At 72.1% G+C, this 17,823-nt stretch carries 22 protein-coding genes; 12 read left to right on the top strand and 10 right to left on the bottom strand.

Going from position 1 to position 17,823, the window contains the following annotated elements; genetic code table 11:
• Window positions 1-10 precede the first annotated feature (10 nt).
• On the top strand, window positions 11-268 hold the full coding sequence (locus tag ADK66_RS08895) for a hypothetical protein (RefSeq protein WP_053653440.1): 258 nt from the start codon (window positions 11-13) through the stop codon (window positions 266-268).
• Here ADK66_RS08895 and ADK66_RS08890 read toward each other — a convergent pair.
• Complete coding sequence (locus ADK66_RS08890) at window positions 223-1,494, bottom strand: sugar MFS transporter (RefSeq protein ID WP_053653439.1); 1,272 nt, start codon at window positions 1,492-1,494, stop codon at window positions 223-225. The two genes, ADK66_RS08895 and ADK66_RS08890, sit on opposite strands and share 46 nt — an antisense overlap.
• 158 nt (window positions 1,495-1,652) lie before the next feature.
• On the opposite strand from ADK66_RS08890, the gene ADK66_RS08885 reads away from it, so the two are divergent.
• The gene (locus ADK66_RS08885) at window positions 1,653-1,865 is read left to right on the top strand and encodes a hypothetical protein (RefSeq protein WP_053653438.1); all 213 of its coding nucleotides are present in this window, start codon (window positions 1,653-1,655) and stop codon (window positions 1,863-1,865) included.
• Here the strand turns inward: ADK66_RS08885 and ADK66_RS08880 are convergent.
• Entirely contained in the window at window positions 1,862-2,311 is a 450-nt protein-coding gene (locus ADK66_RS08880) for a hypothetical protein (protein WP_053653437.1), read from the bottom strand. The two genes, ADK66_RS08885 and ADK66_RS08880, sit on opposite strands and share 4 nt — an antisense overlap.
• 233 nt (window positions 2,312-2,544) lie before the next feature.
• On the opposite strand from ADK66_RS08880, the gene ADK66_RS08875 reads away from it, so the two are divergent.
• Window positions 2,545-2,898: a DUF6401 family natural product biosynthesis protein gene (locus tag ADK66_RS08875; protein ID WP_053653436.1), complete on the top strand. Its 354-nt coding sequence runs from the start codon at window positions 2,545-2,547 to the stop codon at window positions 2,896-2,898.
• 73 nt (window positions 2,899-2,971) lie between these two features.
• Here ADK66_RS08875 and ADK66_RS08870 read toward each other — a convergent pair whose 3' ends face one another.
• Complete coding sequence (locus ADK66_RS08870; protein ID WP_053653435.1) at window positions 2,972-3,835, bottom strand: hypothetical protein; 864 nt, start codon at window positions 3,833-3,835, stop codon at window positions 2,972-2,974.
• 198 nt (window positions 3,836-4,033) lie between these two features.
• Here ADK66_RS08870 and ADK66_RS08865 point away from each other — a divergent pair, with 198 nt between their 5' ends.
• The 3 genes from ADK66_RS08865 (at window position 4,034) to ADK66_RS08855 (ending at window position 8,365) form a co-directional block, all read left to right on the top strand.
• Complete coding sequence (locus ADK66_RS08865) at window positions 4,034-6,172, top strand: SpoIIE family protein phosphatase (protein ID WP_053653434.1); 2,139 nt, start codon at window positions 4,034-4,036, stop codon at window positions 6,170-6,172.
• A 114-nt stretch (window positions 6,173-6,286) separates the two neighbouring features.
• Complete coding sequence (locus ADK66_RS08860) at window positions 6,287-6,964, top strand: HAD family hydrolase (protein ID WP_053653433.1); 678 nt, start codon at window positions 6,287-6,289, stop codon at window positions 6,962-6,964.
• A 108-nt stretch (window positions 6,965-7,072) separates the two neighbouring features.
• The gene (locus ADK66_RS08855) at window positions 7,073-8,365 is read left to right on the top strand and encodes a sodium:proton antiporter (protein ID WP_053653432.1); all 1,293 of its coding nucleotides are present in this window, start codon (window positions 7,073-7,075) and stop codon (window positions 8,363-8,365) included.
• Between the two features lie 14 nt (window positions 8,366-8,379).
• On the opposite strand, the gene ADK66_RS08850 is transcribed toward ADK66_RS08855, so the two are convergent.
• Window positions 8,380-9,336: an NAD(P)/FAD-dependent oxidoreductase gene (locus ADK66_RS08850; protein WP_082377335.1), complete on the bottom strand. Its 957-nt coding sequence runs from the start codon at window positions 9,334-9,336 to the stop codon at window positions 8,380-8,382.
• 84 nt (window positions 9,337-9,420) lie between these two features.
• Here ADK66_RS08850 and ADK66_RS08845 point away from each other — a divergent pair, with 84 nt between their 5' ends.
• Window positions 9,421-9,636 (top strand): DUF3072 domain-containing protein, encoded by a 216-nt coding sequence (locus ADK66_RS08845; protein WP_053653431.1) that lies wholly within the window; start codon window positions 9,421-9,423, stop codon window positions 9,634-9,636.
• 11 nt (window positions 9,637-9,647) lie between these two features.
• On the opposite strand, the gene ADK66_RS08840 is transcribed toward ADK66_RS08845, so the two are convergent.
• Window positions 9,648-10,151: a metallophosphoesterase gene (locus ADK66_RS08840; RefSeq protein ID WP_053653430.1), complete on the bottom strand. Its 504-nt coding sequence runs from the start codon at window positions 10,149-10,151 to the stop codon at window positions 9,648-9,650.
• Window positions 10,152-10,400: 249 nt separating this feature from the next.
• Between ADK66_RS08840 and ADK66_RS08835 the strand changes: the two genes are divergently transcribed.
• Window positions 10,401-10,985 carry a general stress protein gene (locus ADK66_RS08835; RefSeq protein WP_053653484.1) on the top strand — a complete coding sequence of 195 codons (585 nt, stop codon included), beginning with the start codon at window positions 10,401-10,403 and terminating at the stop codon, window positions 10,983-10,985.
• Window positions 10,986-11,034: 49 nt separating this feature from the next.
• On the opposite strand, the gene ADK66_RS08830 is transcribed toward ADK66_RS08835, so the two are convergent.
• Window positions 11,035-11,622, bottom strand: coding sequence for a DUF1684 domain-containing protein (locus ADK66_RS08830; RefSeq protein ID WP_053653429.1), 588 nt, complete (start codon window positions 11,620-11,622; stop codon window positions 11,035-11,037).
• Window positions 11,623-11,631: 9 nt separating this feature from the next.
• Complete coding sequence (locus ADK66_RS08825; RefSeq protein WP_209273315.1) at window positions 11,632-12,210, bottom strand: TetR/AcrR family transcriptional regulator; 579 nt, start codon at window positions 12,208-12,210, stop codon at window positions 11,632-11,634.
• A 75-nt stretch (window positions 12,211-12,285) separates the two neighbouring features.
• Between ADK66_RS08825 and ADK66_RS08820 the strand changes: the two genes are divergently transcribed.
• On the top strand, window positions 12,286-12,774 hold the full coding sequence (locus tag ADK66_RS08820; protein ID WP_053653427.1) for an FBP domain-containing protein: 489 nt from the start codon (window positions 12,286-12,288) through the stop codon (window positions 12,772-12,774).
• A 13-nt stretch (window positions 12,775-12,787) separates the two neighbouring features.
• On the opposite strand, the gene ADK66_RS08815 is transcribed toward ADK66_RS08820, so the two are convergent.
• Window positions 12,788-13,321 carry a GNAT family N-acetyltransferase gene (locus ADK66_RS08815; RefSeq protein WP_053653426.1) on the bottom strand — a complete coding sequence of 178 codons (534 nt, stop codon included), beginning with the start codon at window positions 13,319-13,321 and terminating at the stop codon, window positions 12,788-12,790.
• Window positions 13,322-13,479: 158 nt separating this feature from the next.
• Between ADK66_RS08815 and ADK66_RS08810 the strand changes: the two genes are divergently transcribed.
• Together ADK66_RS08810 and ADK66_RS08805 are read left to right on the top strand one after the other, a co-directional pair.
• Complete coding sequence (locus tag ADK66_RS08810; protein ID WP_053653483.1) at window positions 13,480-13,992, top strand: MarR family winged helix-turn-helix transcriptional regulator; 513 nt, start codon at window positions 13,480-13,482, stop codon at window positions 13,990-13,992.
• The gene (locus ADK66_RS08805) at window positions 13,973-14,959 is read left to right on the top strand and encodes a pirin family protein (RefSeq protein ID WP_053653425.1); all 987 of its coding nucleotides are present in this window, start codon (window positions 13,973-13,975) and stop codon (window positions 14,957-14,959) included. Before ADK66_RS08810 ends, ADK66_RS08805 begins: the two co-directional genes overlap by 20 nt.
• A 61-nt stretch (window positions 14,960-15,020) precedes the next feature.
• Here ADK66_RS08805 and ADK66_RS32555 read toward each other — a convergent pair whose 3' ends face one another.
• Entirely contained in the window at window positions 15,021-15,149 is a 129-nt protein-coding gene (locus ADK66_RS32555; protein ID WP_255353023.1) for a hypothetical protein, read from the bottom strand.
• A 132-nt stretch (window positions 15,150-15,281) separates the two neighbouring features.
• Here ADK66_RS32555 and ADK66_RS08800 point away from each other — a divergent pair, with 132 nt between their 5' ends.
• Window positions 15,282-16,871: a phospholipase D-like domain-containing protein gene (locus ADK66_RS08800; RefSeq protein ID WP_053653482.1), complete on the top strand. Its 1,590-nt coding sequence runs from the start codon at window positions 15,282-15,284 to the stop codon at window positions 16,869-16,871.
• Here ADK66_RS08800 and ADK66_RS08795 read toward each other — a convergent pair.
• Window positions 16,820-17,569: a hypothetical protein gene (locus ADK66_RS08795; RefSeq protein ID WP_053653424.1), complete on the bottom strand. Its 750-nt coding sequence runs from the start codon at window positions 17,567-17,569 to the stop codon at window positions 16,820-16,822. The genes ADK66_RS08800 and ADK66_RS08795 overlap by 52 nt on opposite strands.
• Window positions 17,570-17,823: the final 254 nt, after the last annotated feature.

The following is a 17,823-nucleotide window of genomic DNA, read 5'->3' as shown; positions in this document are numbered from 1 at the left end:
GGCTGATGGCATGACCGACGACAGGGTATGGCGGAACGAGGAACGGCTTTCGCTCGAGGAGTTGGAGCGCGCCGTGGCGGGCTCCTCCATCGACGGGCAGGCCGACGACGTGACAGGCAACGACGCCGGCGAGGAGGCCGCTTTCGGGCACGGGCCGGCGGCAGCGGACCGTGGTGGCCAGGCCGAGGGCGCCGGCCGGGAGCCGACCGACCCGGACCGCGCCTACCGCCCGTCGACCACCGGCCGCACCGGCCCCGACGTCGGATAGTCCCCGGCGGGCGTACCCGCTGCTGTCTGCTTCCCGCCGGCCCGGGGCCCGTGGGCTCCCAGCTCGTAGAGCACGACGAGAGCCAGCGCGAGCACCACGAGCGCCGGGCCGAGGGCCTGCACCGACGTGTTGCTGATCAACACGCCGAGCCCGGCAGGGACGAGCGCCGCGCCCAGGCCGGCGGCGCCGATCTGGAGCCCGATGGCCCGGTCCGCGTGCTCCGCGCCGACCCGTTCGGCCGTGGTGAGGGTGAGCAGCGGAAACACCGGCGCTGCGGCGAAGCCGACAACGACCAGACCGAGGACGGCGAGCGCGGCCGACCCGGGTACGGCGATCAGCGCCGCGCCGACGACCATGCCGGCCAGGCTGGCCCGCAGGACCAGCCGAGGCCCCAACCGCTCGGCCACCACGCCCTGCACCAGCCGGCCGACGAACAGGCTTCCCCAGTACGCGGAGACGCAGCCGCCGGCCACCGCCGCGCTCAGACCGCGTCCCTCGGTCAGCAGCAGGAACGCCCACAGCCCGGCGGACACCTCGATGGCCACGTACAGCGTGAAGGCGACAGTTCCGGACCACACCGCCGGCAGACGGAGCGTGGCCAGGACCGGAACCCGCACCACCGGCGCGGACGTCTCGTCGCCCGGCGTGGGGGTCGGGGCGGGGCGCTGCCAGGCCCGCACTGTGAGCGCGAACGCGGTGGCGAGGACGAGTTGGGCGGCCGCCACGATGCCGTACCCCCACCGCCAGCTCAACCCGGCGCTCAGGACCGCCGTCATGACGAGCGGTCCGATCGCCACGCCCAGGCCGAAGAAGGCGTGCAGCCAGTTCATGTGGCGCGGGCCGAAGGCGCCGGCGGCGTACGCGTTGAGACCGGAGTCGATCGCGCCGGAGCCCAGCCCGAGCAGCAGCGCGCAGCCCACGATCACGGCCAGGGCGGGGCTCAGCGCATAACCGGTGAGCGCCAGGCTGGCCAGCAGGGTGCTGCCGGCCAGCAGCGCGCCCACGCCGAGCCGGGCCAGCGTGAAGCCGGCAAGCACGCTTGAGGTGAGGTAGCCGACGGTGCCCGCAGTGAGGATCAGCCCGACGGCTTCGGTCGGGACGTCGAAGTCCGTCCGGATGGACGGCCAGCCGACGCCGAGCAGCCCGTCGGGCAGGCCGAGGCTGACGAACCCGAGATAGGCCAGCAGGAGCAGCGAGGCGCGGGGCGGTGTGGGCGCGGAAGACACGAGGCACCATCCTGCCGCAGCGGCAGTTTACCGGCGATGGCAGGCGGCCGTCGGGCGCGACGGCAACTGTCGTCCGAACGGTCGAGAAAGCGGACAGCTCATCCAGAATCGGCCGATCGGGTGACGGCAAGCGGGCGGGTTCGCGTAAGAATTTCGGAATGCATCAAGGCTCCGGAATCCTCTCTCCGCGCCAGCGCCGCTTCGCCTGGCTCGGCTTCCTGCTCGCCGCGTTGCAGGCGCCCGTGTCGGCCTGGCTCGTCTCCGACGAGTCGTGGCTGTTCAGTGTCTGCGTCGCGCTCATGGTGGCCACCGTGATCATCGCCGATGACGCGGCCCGCCGCCGGCCGGCCGGCGCCGCCACCGGGGACTAGCCCTCGCCGCCCGGCCGGGCCTCGTGCCCCGGCCGGCCCCGGCTACGGCGGCGCTCCTTCATCTCCGCCTCGTACAGGTGCCGCCGCCCACCCACCAGCTCGTCACGGGCCTGCCGGTCCAACTCCCGGAACAGCGCGTGGTAGCCGTCGTCGAAGTCCTCGACGATCTGGAACGTCCACCGTCCGGCGATCACGTTGCGGCCCAGCAGTTCGGTGTCGATGCGCTCAGCGATCTGCTGATGACCCGCGGCGCGGAACTGCTCCACAGCGTCGTCGAGCATCAGGTCGGCGTGCCCGATCAGCTGGTGCAGCGAATACAGGTGCCCCCGGGCCCGCTCCACGCACTCCAGCGCCTCGCTGAGCTTGCCGAGCGCAGCCACCGTCGCGTCACTCACCCCCGCGGGCCGCTGGTGCTGCTCGTCCGGCCCGTCCGCCTGTCGCGCCATCGGTACCTCCGTGCTCGTGTCCCTGTTCTCGGCGTCGCCGTGCTCGTGTCGCCGTGGCTCGTGTCGCCGTGCTCGGCGTCCGTGCTCTGTGCCCTGGTGCCCGGTGCCTCTCCTGCTGCCCCGTCTGTGCCGGATCAACCCTCGCGGCCAGCCCCGAGTCGTCCGGTGGCACCAGCCACACGCGCCGGGCGGCCGAGGCCGATCCGCTCACCTATCGGTTAGCCTCGGTCACCATGCGTGTGACGTTCAACCGGGTCGCTTCCCGTACCGCCGTCGACTCGGCGCGGTCCAGCCTTGCCGCCCTCACCGTGTCCGTGGGCACCGCCGGGCTCGCCGCCGCCGCCGCGCGCCCAGGGCTGCTCGCCCTGGTGGACCAGCACGCGGCCGCCGTCCGGGACAGCCTCGACGGGGACCGCCGGCCGCTGACCGCGGCGGCGCTCGCCGGCTACGCCGAGGGGGTCCGCGCAGCGGCGGTGGAGCACGGGTGGGAGCCGCCGAGCGGCCCGGTGGACTGGAGCGAGCCGGAGTGGCCTGTCGCCCGGCTGGTCGCTGTGTGCGCACTGGCCCGTTCGCTGCCAGGCGCCTGAGGGCGTACGCGCGAGAGGGTGCCCGCGCCACAACGCGGACACCCTCCCTGCCAAGCCGTACTGGTTCGCCCCGCTACGGGCGGTACTGCTGGGTCTCGTCGGCCGCACCTGACTGGTACGTGCCGCGCCCACCGGACATCGTCGACTGCTCGTCGACCCGGGGCATTGCCTGCGTACGGTCGCCGCCACGGTCGGCCATCTGCCGCTCCATGTCGCCGCGCCCGGCCGCGTTGGCCCGCCGGTTCTCCTGAACCGCCCGGGCTTCCTCGGCTGCCCGGTGCAGCCAGCCGTCCCAGCGGTTCTGCATGGGCTTCACCAGACCGCCACCGACACCGACGATCAGGATGCCGGCCACCGTGGCGAGCACCGCGATCAGCACCGGAGTGGTGACTGTTGTGGCGATACCCACCTGGTTCAGCGCGGCGATCACGCCGAGCGCGATGATGAAGATCGCCGTCAGGTCGGCAAGCACCTTGCCGTACGAGAGACCGCCCAGCGCCCCGGTGACCAGATCCCGGACGGCGTTGGCGATCGCAGCCGCCACCACCACGACGATGATCGCGACGAACGCCCGTGGCAGCCAGGCCACGACGCCACTGATCAGGTCACTGATCGCGTTGGGCCCCCAGACGCCGAAGGCGAACTGCAGGGTGAACAGCAGGACGGCGTAGTACGCCAACCTGGCCAGGATGTCGCTGGCGTCGTACTTCGTTCTCTCCAGTGCCCGTTTGATGCCTCCCCGTTCGACCGCCTCGTCGAAGCGCAATCGTTCGAGCACCGTGTCCACGATCTTGAGGACCGCTCTGGCGATCAGCCAGCCGACCACGAGGATGACGATGAAAGCCACTGCCTTCGGGATGAAGAGCAGCACCGATCTCCAGGTGTCGGCGATCGCATCGCCGATGTCGGCCTGCCGAACCGCGAGGGTTTTCAGCATGATGTCCCTCCTGTCGCATGGACTGCGCCGGGCGCATACCCGGCCACCGGTGCGGCAGTCCGCGCGACTCGCTGCCATTTTTCCGACAAGTGGATAAACAGTGGCCCTGACCTGCCTTAACAGGCATCGCCGCAGGCCCACTGGCGACCCGCGGCCATGATCGGATGCGACTCTCCGGCGGGCGGCTAGGCTGCGAACATGCCAGGAACGGTCGGGCGAGTCCCCACGCCAGCAACCCCGGCCCCGGGCGCCGCCACCGGGCCCGGCGCGACCGCTGCCGTGCTCGCCCACGACTGGGCAGCCACTGCGCTCGGCCCTCGGGACAGCTGGGACCCGGCGCTGCGGGCCGTGGTCGAGCTGATCCTCGCCTCGCCGATGCCGATGGCGCTGGCGTACGGCGACGACCTTGTCCTGCTCTACAACGACGCCTACGCCGAGTTGCTGGGCCTTCGACACCCGTCCGCCCTGGGCCGCCCCGCCGGCGACGTGCACGCCGAGGTCTGGACGCTTCCCGGGTTCGGTGAGGTGGCCGAGCGCGTCTACCGGCAGGGCGTGTCGTTCCTGGAGAAGGAGTCCACGGCTCTCGTGGTCCGTGGCCAGTCCGGCGTGGCCGAGCAGATGGTTTTCACAAGGGGCCACTCGGCCGTCCGTGACGGCTCCGGCCGGATCATCGGCGTCCTGACCGTCGCCGCCGAGACCACCCACGTCGCCGAGCAGTTGCAGAGCCTCAGCCAGGTAGCGGCGGCGCTCGCCGGCACCCTCACCCTCGACGACGTGGCCCGGGTCGCCCTGCGCTACACGATCACCACGTTCGACGCCGACCGGGTCTCGTTCGTGGTCGACGAGGGCGGCGGTGGTTGGCGGATGGTCCGCCGGGTACGCGGCGAACTGCTGGACGAGGTCGACGAGCGGTTGCCACCGCTGTGGCGGCGGGCGTCGACGGACTGGTCCGGCACGGTGGCGCAGGCCGTCCGCTCCGGCGAGCCGTCGTTCACCGGCGACGGGCAGCCGCTGCGCGAGACGGCCGCGGACCGCCATGACCAGAAGGTACGCTCGCTGGCCGTGCTGCCGCTGGGCACCTCGGTGGTCCAGGGCGGGTTGACTGTCGGCTACCAGGTGCCGCACGCCTGGTCGGCCGCCGAGCGGGCACTGCTTGCCGCCTCGGCGGAGTTGATCGGCCAGGCGGCCGAGCGGGCACGCCGGTTCGAGACCCAGCACGGCACCGCCCAGCTGCTGCAGCGCAGCATGCTGCCGGAGAACCTCCCGGATCTGCCCCGGCTGCGGGTCGCGGCACGCTACGACCCGGGGGTGGACGGCAACGCGGCCGGCGGCGACTTCTACGACGCCTTCCTACTGCCCACCGGCGACCTCGGGGTGGTGCTCGGCGACGTCGCCGGGCACGACGTCCAGGCCGCGGCACGGATGGGCCAGGTGCGGGCGGCACTGCGGGCGCTGGCCCTGTCCGACCCGGCTCCGGACGCGGTGCTGGCCGGGCTGGACCGGCTGGTGACGAGCCTCGGCGCGGAGGCCGGCACGCACGAACTGTTCGTCACTGTGGTGTTCGGCGTCATCGACGCGCAGCGGCGGGAGTTGACCCTCGCCAGCGCCGGTCACCCCGCTCCGCTGATCCGCCGCTGCACCCCGGACGGACGGTCGTACGCCGAGTACGTGGACGTGCCGGCCGGTCCCCCGCTGGGGCTGGGCGGTCGACCGGCGACGACGACAGTCGCGTTTCCGCCCGGCGACACGCTGCTGCTGTTCAGCGACGGTGTGGTGGAGCGCCGCCGGCAGAGCCTCACGGCCGGGCTGGACGCTCTCGGCGATGCCGTGGCCAAGGCCGGCAGCAGTGATCCCCGCGCGCTCTGCGCGGTGGCCACAGCCTCGGTGCCCGGCGGCACGGAGGACGACGTTGCCGTGCTGGCGGTCGAGCACGCGCTCAAGCCGAGCCGTTCGGCGGCCATGGAGGTGCCTGCGGAGCCAACCGCGCCGAGCCGGGTCCGGCACTGGATGACAGGTCAGCTCACCGAGTGGCAGGTCGCCGAGTCGGTGATCGGCGCGGCGGTGCTGTGCACGAGCGAGCTGACCACGAACGCGTTGCTGCACGCGGGCACCGCCGCCCGCGTCGAGATCGATCTCAGTCCGGAGCGGTTGCTGGTCTCGGTCGCCGACTCCGGCACCCGGGGCACCGTGACCCGGGCACGCACCGACACGTTGAGCAGTCGCGGGCGTGGCCTGGGCCTGATCGAGGAGCTCAGCGACGCGTGGGGCACCGATCCTTCGGTGCGCGGTAACACGGTCTGGTTCGAGATCCTCGTTCCCCCCACCGAGCAGCATTGACGGCCATGACCAGCACGACGACCCGAGCCGTACCGACGATCCGAGCCGCACTGACGCCGCGCACCGCACGGTTTCGCACGGTTCAGCAGGCCACGAACGGGTAGGAGCGCCCCCATGGCCACCGAACGCCCCACCGGAGTCCTCTTCGACGTCGACGGCACCCTTGTCGACACCACGTACCTGCACACTGTGAGCTGGTGGGAGGCGCTGCGGCAGGCCGACCAGCAGGTGCCGATGGCGACCGTCCACCGGGCGATCGGTATGGGCGCCGACAAGCTTCTCGATCACCTGCTCGGCCCGGAGCGGGACCGCGACGAGGACCCGAAGCTGCGCGACGCGCACGACACCCTGTACGGCGAGTACTGGGAACGGCTCACGCCGCTGCCGCGGGCGGCGGACCTGCTGCGCGCCTGCGCCGAGCGAGGACTACGGGTGGTGCTCGCGACCTCGGCGGCGGAGCACGAGGTGGGTGCGTTGCGGCGGGCGCTGAACGCCGACGACGTGATCGACACCGTGACCTCGTCGGCGGACGCGCAGCAGAGCAAACCGGCACCGGACATCCTGGTGGCGGCCCTGGAGCAGTCCGGGCTGGCCGCCGAGCGGGTCGTTTTCGTCGGCGACTCGGTCTGGGACGTCGCGGCGGCCGGCAAGCTGGACATCCCCTGCGTGGGGTTGACATGCGGTGGCACCAGCCGGGGTGAGCTGGCGGGCGCGGGCGCTGTGGCCGTGTACGACGACCCCGCCGCGCTGCTTGCCGAGTTGACCGACTCTCCGCTGACCCGGCCGAGGTGAGGTCTCTTTCGGATCGGGCCATCACACAGGCATAGCCGTCAATCGTTCGGGGCAAGGTCTGCGCCACCTGCCCGCATCACGCGGGTGCGCCGAAAAGGTGGTGCTGCCGTGGACCCGGTCGACGTCGAGTTCGCGCTTGTGGGTCTGGGAACTCTGCTGGCGGGCGTCCTGCCCCGGCTGTTGGAGCGCCGCCCCCTGTCCATGCCGATAGCGTTCCTCGCCCTGGGCATGGTGGTGTTCCTGCTGCCGATCAACCTCCCGGCGCCGGACCCGCTTGCCCATCCGGATCTGGCCACCCACCTGACCGAGATCGGGGTGATCGTCGCCCTGATGGGCGCCGGCCTGAAGATCGACCGTCCGTTGAGTTGGGCGCGCTGGTCGTCGACCTGGCGGTTGTTGGCCATCGCGATGCCGCTGTGCATCGCGGCGGTGGCGCTGCTCGGGTGGTGGTGGGCGGGCCTGGTGCCTGCTGCGGCGCTGCTGCTGGCCGCCGCGCTGGCCCCTACCGATCCGGTGCTCGCCGCCGACGTGCAGGTCGGCGAGCCGACCGATGTGGAGGACTCCGAGGACGAGGTCCGTTTCGCGTTGACCTCGGAGGCCGGCCTGAACGACGGGTTGGCGTTCCCTTTCGTGTACGCGGCCATCGCCATCGCCTCGACGAGCCTCGCCCCGCGCGAGTGGGTGGCCCACTGGTTCGCCGTCGACGTGCTCTGGAAGGTGGGCGTCGGGGTGGGCGGCGGGCTGCTCATCGGCTGGCTGCTGGGCAAGCTGTTCTTCCGGGCGCCAAGCGAGTTGCGGCTGGCCCGGCACGCCGAGGGCTTCCTGGCGCTGGCCGCCACGTTCCTGGCGTACGGGGTCGTGGAGGTGGCCGGCGGGTACGGCTTCCTGGCGGTGTTCGTGGCCGCTCGGGCCATCCGGTCCGCCGAGCGGACCCACGAGTTCCATGCGGTGCTGCACGACTTCGCCGAGCAGATCGAGCGGTTGCTGACCCTCGTGTTGTTGCTGCTGCTGGGCGGCGCGATCGTGACTGGTTTGCTCGCCCCGCTGACCTGGCAGGCGGCGACCGTCGGGCTGCTGCTGGTCTTCCTGATCCGGCCGGTCATCGGCTGGTTGTCGCTGCGCGGCGCGCCGGGCCGGCCGGCCGAGCACTTGGTGATCTCGCTTTTCGGCATCCGCGGGGTGGGCTCGTTCTACTACCTCGCGTACGCCACCACGCAGGCGGACTTTCCGCAGGCGGAGCTGCTGTGGGCCACTGTCGGGCTGGTGGTGCTGGTCTCCGTGGTGGTGCACGGGATCGCGGCGACCCCGGTCATGCAGTTGTTGGACCGCGAGGGCGAGCGCACCGCGGACCCGTCCGAACGTGGCGGCGACGCCCGACCCGTCGGCGCGGGCCACGCCTGAGACCGGGCGAGCAGTCAGCCGAGCCGGGCCGCCAGGGCACGGCCGAGGTCGCGGCCGGACCGCCACGCGCTCTGCACCCGGGGCTTGCCGAACGCGTCGCCGGCCAGGCCGATGCCGTCGGCGTCGAGGTGGCAGGTGCCGCCGGTGGTGTCGCCGGCCGGCTTCGCGTACGTCCAGCGGTGCACGTGCACGTCGGCGGCCTCCTCGTGCAGGCCGAGCAGGTCCCGCACGGCCTGTGCGATCGCCGGGCCGGCCGCGGTGGGCTGGGCGAGGTGTCGTGCGGCGAACTCCGGCACTGTGTGCGCGACAAGCACTGGCGCGTCGTCGCCCCGCCGGTCGCCGTCGTCGCAGACGAGGCTGAGCACCGGGTGGTCGTTGACGAACGCGCCGTGGAAGGCGGCCCAGTGCCGGGACCGGAACCGCAGCACCGCGGCCAACGACGGCGACCAGGTCTGCGCCTGCACGACCCTTGTGGCGTCGGCAAGTGCGGGGTCGAGCAGCAGGGCGGCCTGCGGGCCGGGCATGGCCAGGGCCACAGCGCCGACCCGCTCGCCGTCGACCGTCGGCCCGGGTCCCACGCTGAGCACCAGCCGGTCGACGGTCACCGGCAGTGGCGCGGCCAGGTGTTCGACGAGCGACCGCAGTCCGCGCGGCGCGGCGTAGCGCATCGGGCCGGGCACCTCGTGGCGGCCGTTCGTGTCGTAGGACTGGAAGGTGTCGGTCCACTCCCGGACCAGGCCGGCGGCGCGCCACGTGTCGACCACAGCGGCGAAGTCGGTGTCGCTCACGGTGAAGTACGCGGCGCCGATGTCGGCGGGTCGCCCCGCGAAGCGTTTGCTTGCCATCCGGCCGCCGCAGACGTGCCCCCGCTCGCGGACCTGCACCGGCACGCCGGCCCGGACCAGCTCCACCGCGCAGGCCACCCCCGCGACGCCTGCACCGACCACCACCGCACCCCGGTCCACGCTCACCGGCCGATCGTAGGCGTCCGGTGCGGCATGAAGCGGGACCGATCGGGGTACTGGCACACCTGTTCGAAGAAAGGGTGAGATGAGATGACGGACCGCAGCAACGAACAGGCCGACCCACGCGGCGCGATCAAGGACCCGGACGAGTGGGTCACAGGTGACGAGCCGCCCACGGCCGCCCAGGAGTCGTACCTGGCGACGCTCGCCCGGGAGGCGGACGCGGCGCTGCCGGACGACCTCACCAAGGCGGAGGCTTCCAAGCGGATCGACGAGCTCCAGGCCGAGACGGGTCGCGGCCAGTAGTGCCGATGGGCTCAGCGGCGGGCGGGCAGCCGGTGCAGCTCGACAGCTGTCAGCCGCGCGTCACGGATCTCGGCGGTGAGGTACGTGGCGTGCGGCTGGGCGCGGCGGTCGGTGGGTGAGCCGGGGTTGAGCAGACGCAGCCCGCCGGGGGCCACCGTGTCCCACGGGATGTGAGAGTGCCCGAAGACCAGCAGGTCGGTGTCGGGAAAGCGGGCCGCGCACCGCTGTTCGCGGCCGGTCCGGGGGCCGGTCTCGTGCACCACGGCGACCCGCAGCCCGTCGAGGTCGACATGCGCCACCTCCGGCAGTCGGGCGCGCAGGGCCGGGCCGTCGTTGTTGCCGTAGACCCCGACGAGGCGCCGCGACCGCGCGGTCATCGCGTCGAGCAGCGACTCGTCGACCCAGTCGCCCGCGTGTACGACCACGTCGACCGCCTCGATGGCGGTCCAGAGCTGCGCGGGCAGGTCCCGGGCACGCTTGGGCAGATGGGTGTCCGCCGTGAGCACCAACCGCATTCCGGCATTCTCCCGTGTCGGGGGCGCGTCGGCGAGCCAGGCACCAGTTCACCGAGCCCGAGCGGTCGACAAGCGCCGCCCAGCGGCCGTCGGCGGGGATGCCGTGGTCGCTGATCTGTCCGCTCCACACCGGCCACCTACCCGGGATGGTCTGGCGCATGCCCCACCGCGTGCCGGCATCGCCGCTGCCAGATGGCGTTACCGCTCGACGCTTGCGGGAATTCGGCTCGCTGACGAGGGAGGATGCTCATGACCTCAGCTTCGGGGCCGACCGCCGCATGGCGGCCCGGCGCACAGAACGGCAACCTGCTTCCGGCCGGTCCGGGAGGACGACTGTCCGCACTGGCCGGTGATGGGCACGGGCCGGAGAGCGGCCCGCCCACCGTGACGATCGGCTCGTATCCGGACTATCCGGCCGCGCAGCGGGTTGTCGACCATCTGGCCGACAACCGCTTCCCGGTGGAGCACAGCGCCATCGTCGGCACCAACCTCACGCTCGTGGAGACGGTGCTCGGCCGGATGACCACCGGTCGCGCCGCCCTGCTCGGCGCCGGCACCGGCGCCTGGTTCGGGCTCTTCATCGGCCTGCTGTTCGGCATCTTCACCGTCGGCAACTGGCTCGCGGTGATCCTTGTGGGCCTGGTCATCGGTGCGATCTGGGGCGCCGTCTTCGGCGCTGTCGCGCACGCCATGACCGGCGGGCAGCGGGACTTCACCTCGGCAAGCTCACTACGAGCCGGCCAGTACGCGGTGATCGTCGACGCGCAGCTCGCCGACCAGGCCCGGCAGGTGCTGTCCCGGCTACAGATGCCCCAGCCGGCGCACTCGCACTGATCCACCTGGCCGTCGACCGGCCGTCCCGGCAGCACGCCGGGGCGGCCGGTCAGTCGTGGTACGCGAGTTCGCCGGCGCGCAGCGGCACGTCGAGGCGGTTCTCCGGAGGCGCCAGCGGGCAGGCCCACCTGTCGTCGTACGCGCAGCTCGGGTTGTAGAGGTAGTTGGCGTCCAGCCGGACCCGGTCGCCGGGCAGCAGCTCGACGCCCCGGCCGAAGGTGCCCTTCACGGTGTCGGTGAGGTACCGGCCCCCGCCGTAGGTGTCCTGCCCGCAGGTGCCGTCGCGTACGGGCACGAACAGCCCGCCCCCGTACGCCTCGATCCACCACAGGGTCAGTGGCCCCCACGGCGTCTCGGCCACCGCGACCCGCCGGTAGGCCACGACCCCGTCCGGGCCGGCCGTGTCGACGCGCAGCTCGCCGGTGGCGGGCCGCAGCGGCGCCTCGACCACCGCCTCGGGGTTGGGCGGGAAGTAGCGCAGCCCTGTGAAGCCGGGCCGGTCGGTCTGCGGGATCGGGCTCTGCGGATGGGTGGCGAAGAGGTCGTCGCGGCCGGCGCGGAAGCCGGCGAGGTCGACGTCGGACAGGTACAGCCGGGCCACGCGCTCGCGCCAGTCGGCCAACTCCAGATCCCGCACCCCACGAGCCTAGGCGGTGGGCGTCGAGGCGTCGGAGCGCGCCGGCCAGTTGCTCAGGACGGTGTGCAGGGCGTCGAGGGTACGCGCCCAGGAGTCGTCCGCGCTGCGGGGAGTGTGGCGGAAACCGCCGGTCCTCTCCAGGCTCACGAACCCGTGGAAGGTGCTGTGCATCATCCGTACGGCGTCGGTCTGGTCCGGCTCGGTGAGCTGGTAGCCGCGCAGGATCGCCCGGGTCATCGCGGCGTGCCGGACACCGGCGCTCGCGGCGGCGGTGTCCGGGTCGAGGTCGATCTGCATGGCGGCGTACCGGCCGGGGTGCTGTGTGGCGTAGGCCCGGTACGCGTTGGCGAAGGCCACGAGCGCGTCCTTGCCGGCGCGGCCGGCGAGCGCGTCGGCGACCCGGTCGGCCAGCTCCGCGAGTGCCAGCAGCGCCACCCTGACCCGCAGCTCCTGCGCGTTCCTGATGTGGAAGTAGAGGCTCGCGTCCTTGACGCCGAAGTGCCGGGCGAGCGCCGCGACTGTGACGTTGGGCATGCCCACCTCGTCGGCCAGGTCGGCGGCGGCAAGCGTCAGGCGCTCGGCGGTCATCCCTGCACGTGCCACGCGGCAGCCTCCAAAACTAGCCTTGTTAATCGCTTGCCTAGGAGAGCTAGGCTACAACCTATGTTAGCCCTTTCCGAGCCCGCCATCCGCGCGTCCTTCGTCAACTGCACTCAGGGCGAGGCGAAGCGGCTGGCCGTACCCAATGATCTTGATTTGCGACCGTGGGCCGATCTGGACTTCCTCGGTTGGCGGGACCCCGCCGCGACGCAGCGGGCCTACCTGGTGGCCGAGACCGACGGTGGGCTCGTCGGTGTGGCGCTGCGGGTCGCGGTGCAGCAGACCGGGCGCGCCCGACGGAGCATGTGCTCGCTGTGCCTCACCACGCACACCGGCGACGGCGTCGCGCTGATGTCCGCCCGCAAGGCCGGGGCGGGCGGCCGGCAGGGCAACTCGGTGGGCGCGTACATCTGCTCCGACCTGGGCTGCTCGCTGTATCTGCGGGGCAAGAAGGACGCCGGTCGGCGCATCGACGAGACCATCACCCTGGACGAGAAGGTCGAACGCACCACCGGACACCTCGCGGCGTTCCTGCGCAGGGTGACCGAGTGACGCCGGTCGCCGCCTAGCGGTCGGTCGCCAGGCGGGCGTGCAGGTGCTCGTCGTGGCGGCGGCCGTCGCCGTACCGGTACGACTCGCGAAGCGTTCCCTCGGCGAGGTAGCCGGCCCGGTCGGCGACCCGGCAGGAGGCCCTGTTGGCTACCGCGTGGCACAACTCCACCCGGTGCAGCCGGAGGTCGGCGAACGCCCATTCGGTGAGCCGGCCGACGGCGCGCACCGCCACTCCACGGCCCCGCGCCGCCGGCACCGTCCAGTAGCCGATGGAGGCGTCGCCGTGGCGGATGTGGTGCAGCGAGACCGAGCCCAGCAGTTCACCACCGTTCGCGGCGGTCACCGCCAGGGAAGCGTGGTCGCCGGCCGACCAGTCGGCCCGTCGCCGGACCCAGAGCAGGGCGGCCCCGTCGTCGATCGGGCCGCCACCCTGCGGGTTCCACTGGACGATGGCCGGATCGTTCAGGGCGTCGCGCACCGCCGGGGCGTCCTCGTCCGACCAGGGGCGCAGCAGCAGGTCGGCGACGGTGAGCTCGACGTTTTCCACGAGGCGGGAGTCTGGCACACCCCGCTTCAGCTCCGCCGCCCCATTTCCGCAGGATTCCTTCAAAGCTGCACGACCTCCGCCGCAGGCCGGCATCAAGGTGACGTGGGCGACGTCGAACGAGACTAGTTAAATTTTGAACTAGTGCTATCGTGGGCGTCGTGACAGAGAGCCTGGACCGCACCCGAGCGGCCGCCTGGCGTGCCTACATCGAGGCGAGCCAGCGCCTGGTCACCCAACTGGAAGACGATCTGCGGGCCGACAGCGACCTCAGCTTCGCCGACTACCACGTGCTGGTCCTGCTCTCCGAGGCGCCGGGGCAGCGGCTCCGGATGGGTGAGCTGGCCGGCCGGCTGGTCTTCTCCCCCAGCCGCCTCACCTACCAGATCTCCTCCATGCAGCGGCGCGGGCTGGTCAGCAAGGAGGCGTGTCCGGACGACCGGCGCGGCAGCGAGGCGGTGCTCACCGCCGCCGGGCTGCTCGCCCTCGCCGAAGCCGCGCCTCACCATCTGGCGTCGGTGCGTACCCATCTGATGGACGACCTCGACGACGCCGAGGTCGCCTGCCTCACCCGGGTCTTCGAACGGCTCGGCCACCGCCTGCGGGCGGCCCGGTCCACCTCGACCACCCACACCACGAGTCAAGGAGCCACCGATGCCCGCGATCACCGTTGACAACGTCCTCGTCCTGCCGCGCCTGCCGCGGCTCGACGAGACCACCGCCTTCCGCAAGGTCCGTACGGTGACCACCGCACCCAGCGGCTTCGAGGGCGAGGGCTTCCCCGTCCGCCGGGCCTTCGCCGGGGTGTCGACCACCGACCTGGACCCGTTCATCCACCTCGACCAGATGGGCGAGGTGGACTACGCGCCGGGCGAGCCGAGGGGCACCTCGTGGCACCCACACCGCGGTTTCGAGACCGTCACCTACATCATCGACGGGGTCTTCGATCACCACGATTCGCACGGTGGCGGCGGCACCATCACCAACGGCGACACTCAATGGATGACAGCCGGTAGTGGCCTGTTGCACATTGAGGCACCGCCGGAGCATCTGGTGCTCAGCGGTGGGCTGTTCCACGGCACCCAACTGTGGGTCAACCTGCCTCGGGCGGCCAAGATGAACCCGCCCCGCTACCAGGACATCCGGGGTCGGGAGTCGGCGCTGCTCACCACGCCGGACGGCGGCGCGCTGATCCGGGTCATCGCCGGTGAGGTGGCCGGGCACCGGGGTCCGGGCTCGACCTTCACGCCGATCACCATCACGCACGTCACGGTGCAGCCCGGGGCGCAGGTCGACCTGCCCTGGCAGCCCGACTTCAACGCCCTGGTGTACGTCCTCGGCGGGCGCGGCACCGTCGGCACCGACCGCCGGCCGATCCGCACCGGTCAGCTCGCCGTGCACGGGCCGGGTGACGCGCTGCGCTTCGACGCGAACGCCGGGCAGGACAGCAACACCCCGGCGCTGGACCTCTACATCATGGGCGGGCAGCCGATCCGTGAGCCGGTGGCACAGTACGGCCCGTTCGTCATGAACACCCGGGACGAGCTGATCCAGGCGTTCGAGGACTTCCAGGCCGGCAGGCTCGGCGTTGTCCCCAGCGAGCGGGTGCCGCACACCGACGGCCAGGGCTCACGGCCCTGACCCCGGTCGGCTCCTGGGTTCGGCGCTGGCGCCCCGGGACATACCGGGCGCCGGCGCCACCTCAGGAGACCGCGAAGATCCCCGCGACTCCCAGAATCACCATCACCAACACCGCTACCAGCGCACCCCCTTCGCTCTCCACCGCCGGCTCGCGGTGCTCGGTCACGGGGCTCGTCGTCTCGCGGGGCATGGTGTGGCCTCCTCGGTTGTCGCGTCAACGGATAGCGGCGCGGTCCGGTGGACCGGTCCGTCGGCCCGGCGTGCGTACGCACCGCCGGGGTCCTACCGTGAGGACGTTGTCGACCTCGGGGAGGGCTGGACCGTGCCGTTGCAGGACTGGTTCCTCACCGCGCAGGAACGTGCCAACCCGGTCTCTGAGTTACCCGTCTGGACCACGGGAAACCTCGCTGAGCCGCTGATTCACGGTGTCGCGTACTTCGACAGGCTCGTCGACGAGGTGCAGGCCCTGACCGCCGGTGACCATCTGTTCTTCACCGACTGGCGGGGCGACCCGGACCAACTGCTGCGTCCGGGCGGCCCGACTGTGGCTCAACTCTTCGCCCAGGCCGCCCAGCGCGGCGTGGTGGTCAAGGGGCTGATCTGGCGTTCGCACCTCGACGTGCTTGCCTACAGCGAGGCGGAGAACCGCACCCTCAGCGAGGCGGTCTCCGCGGCCGGCGGCGAGGTCCTGCTTGACCAGCGGGTCCGGCGCGGCGGCTCGCACCACCAGAAGCTCGTGGTGCTGCGGCACCCGGACGCCCCGGAGCGCGACATCGCGTTCGCCGGTGGCATCGACCTGTGCCACAGCCGCCGAGACGACGCGGCGCACCACGGCGATCCGCAGCCGGTGCTGATGTCCCCCCGCTACGGTCCCCGCCCACCCTGGCACGACGTGCAGCTCGCGGTGCGCGGCCCGGTGGTCGGCGCGCTGGACACCCTGTTCCGGGAGCGCTGGACCGACCCGATGCCGCTGGACTCGGAGAACCCGATGGCGTACCTGCGGGACCGGCTGCGCGGCGCGGACCTGCGCCCGGATCCGCTGCCCGCGCAGCCGCCCGACCCGCCCGAGTGCGGGCCGCACCAGATCCAGGTGCTGCGCACCTACCCTGCGGTCCGGCCGCGCTACTCCTTCGCGCCCGACGGCGAGCGCACGGTGGCCCGGGGCTACACCAAGGCGGTACGCCGCGCCCGCCGGCTCATCTACCTGGAAGATCAGTACCTCTGGTCGACCGAGGTGGCGAACCTCTTCGCACAGGCACTGCGGGACAACCCCGAGTTGCACCTGGTGGCCGTGGTGCCCCGGCATCCGGACGTGGACGGCACCCTGGCGCTGCCACCGAACATGGTCGGCCGGGAGCAGGCACTGTCGCTGTGCGAGCGCGCCGCTCCGGACCGGGTGCACGTGTTCGACGTGGAGAACCACGACGGCGGCCCGGTCTACGTGCACGCGAAGGTCTGCGTGGTCGACGACGTCTGGGCAAGCGTCGGCAGCGACAACTTCAACAGGCGGTCCTGGACGCACGACAGCGAGCTGTCCTGCGCGGTGCTCGACGACACGCGCGACGGACGGGAGCCCACCGACCCGGCGGGCCGAGGTGACGGGGCGCGGGTGTTCGCCCGGGACCTGCGGCTGCGCCTGTGGCGCGAGCACCTGGACCGCGACGCGGACGACGCGGACGACGCCGACCTGCTCGAGCCAGCGGCCGCCGTCGCGGCCGTCACGGCCGCTGCCGACGCGCTTCAACGGTGGTACGACGACGGCCAGGTGGGCGATCGGCCGCCCGGCCGGCTGCGCCCACACCGCCCGGAGCGCCTGCCGTGGTACACCCGCGCCTGGGCGTTGCCCGTGTACCGCCTGGTCTACGACCCCGACGGCAGGCCGCTGCGGGCCAGGCTCGCCGGCACCTGGTGAACCTGCCGCGCCGGCTCGGGCATGCCGCCGCCCGGGTAGACGGTGAGCCCGCCGGGGTAGGCGAACGATGAGCGCGGCGAGTAGTAACCGAAGCCGATGATCAGCGGGTTGGCCGGGCGCAGCGCGTACATGGGGTGCCCGGGCAGGAACTCCACCGACTCGATCTCGAACGGCGCGACGGGCTCCGCCACGTACGGGTAGACGGAGCTGAGGAGTTGACCGTTGCGGTTGGTGAAGTAGCGGTGATGTCCACTGCTGATGAGGTGGCCGGTCTGCCCCACCCGGCAACGCGCTCGGACCAGCGGCGTCCCGTCGATCTCCGTCTCGGAGAACAGTGCCTCGCCGTCCGCCTCGATCCGGGTCTGGCCGGCGAATGTCGGGGCGCCGCGCGCGGTGGCGTAGTCCCGGACCACCCGGCTGGAGGCCACGTAGTGCGTCCACCAGCCGCCCGGGCTGAGCCCGCCGGGGGCGTCGACGTCCATCAGCGAGACACCGAGGTACGTCAGCGAGTAGGCACCGAAGCCTGAGGTCTGCGTCTCGTCGTCGACGACGTACTGGTTGAGGAACACCTGGCGGTCGGGGCGCGGACGCAGCCCGGCCGGAACCAGGGCGGCGACCGCGTCCGGGTCCGCCGGCACCCAGCTGAAGAAGAGCGTGCGGCTGTTCACGACGAGGTGGGGAGCGGCTGGATCGAGCACGGTGCCTCCGAACCGGATAGGTACACCGACGCTACGGCCAGTCCCGTCGACGGGACAACGACGGATAGGCGACACTCCCGCCCGGATGTCGGATTCCATGTTGACCGTTCGGCGGACCCGACGAACCGGCCGAGCGGGCAGGAACGGGACGGCTAGCCCCCGGCACATCCTCCGAGTTTCGGGGTAAGAGACGTCATGGCAGTGCAAACCCTTGTCCGCTTGCACCCGATTTGTGGTCCAACACACCTTAAGTA

It is taken from the genome of Micromonospora sp. NRRL B-16802 (assembly GCF_001279555.1).
Taxonomy (GTDB): domain Bacteria; phylum Actinomycetota; class Actinomycetes; order Mycobacteriales; family Micromonosporaceae; genus Micromonospora; species Micromonospora profundi.
Note: the sequence above shows the minus strand (reverse complement) of the source record. Positions and strands in the feature narration are given on the sequence as shown.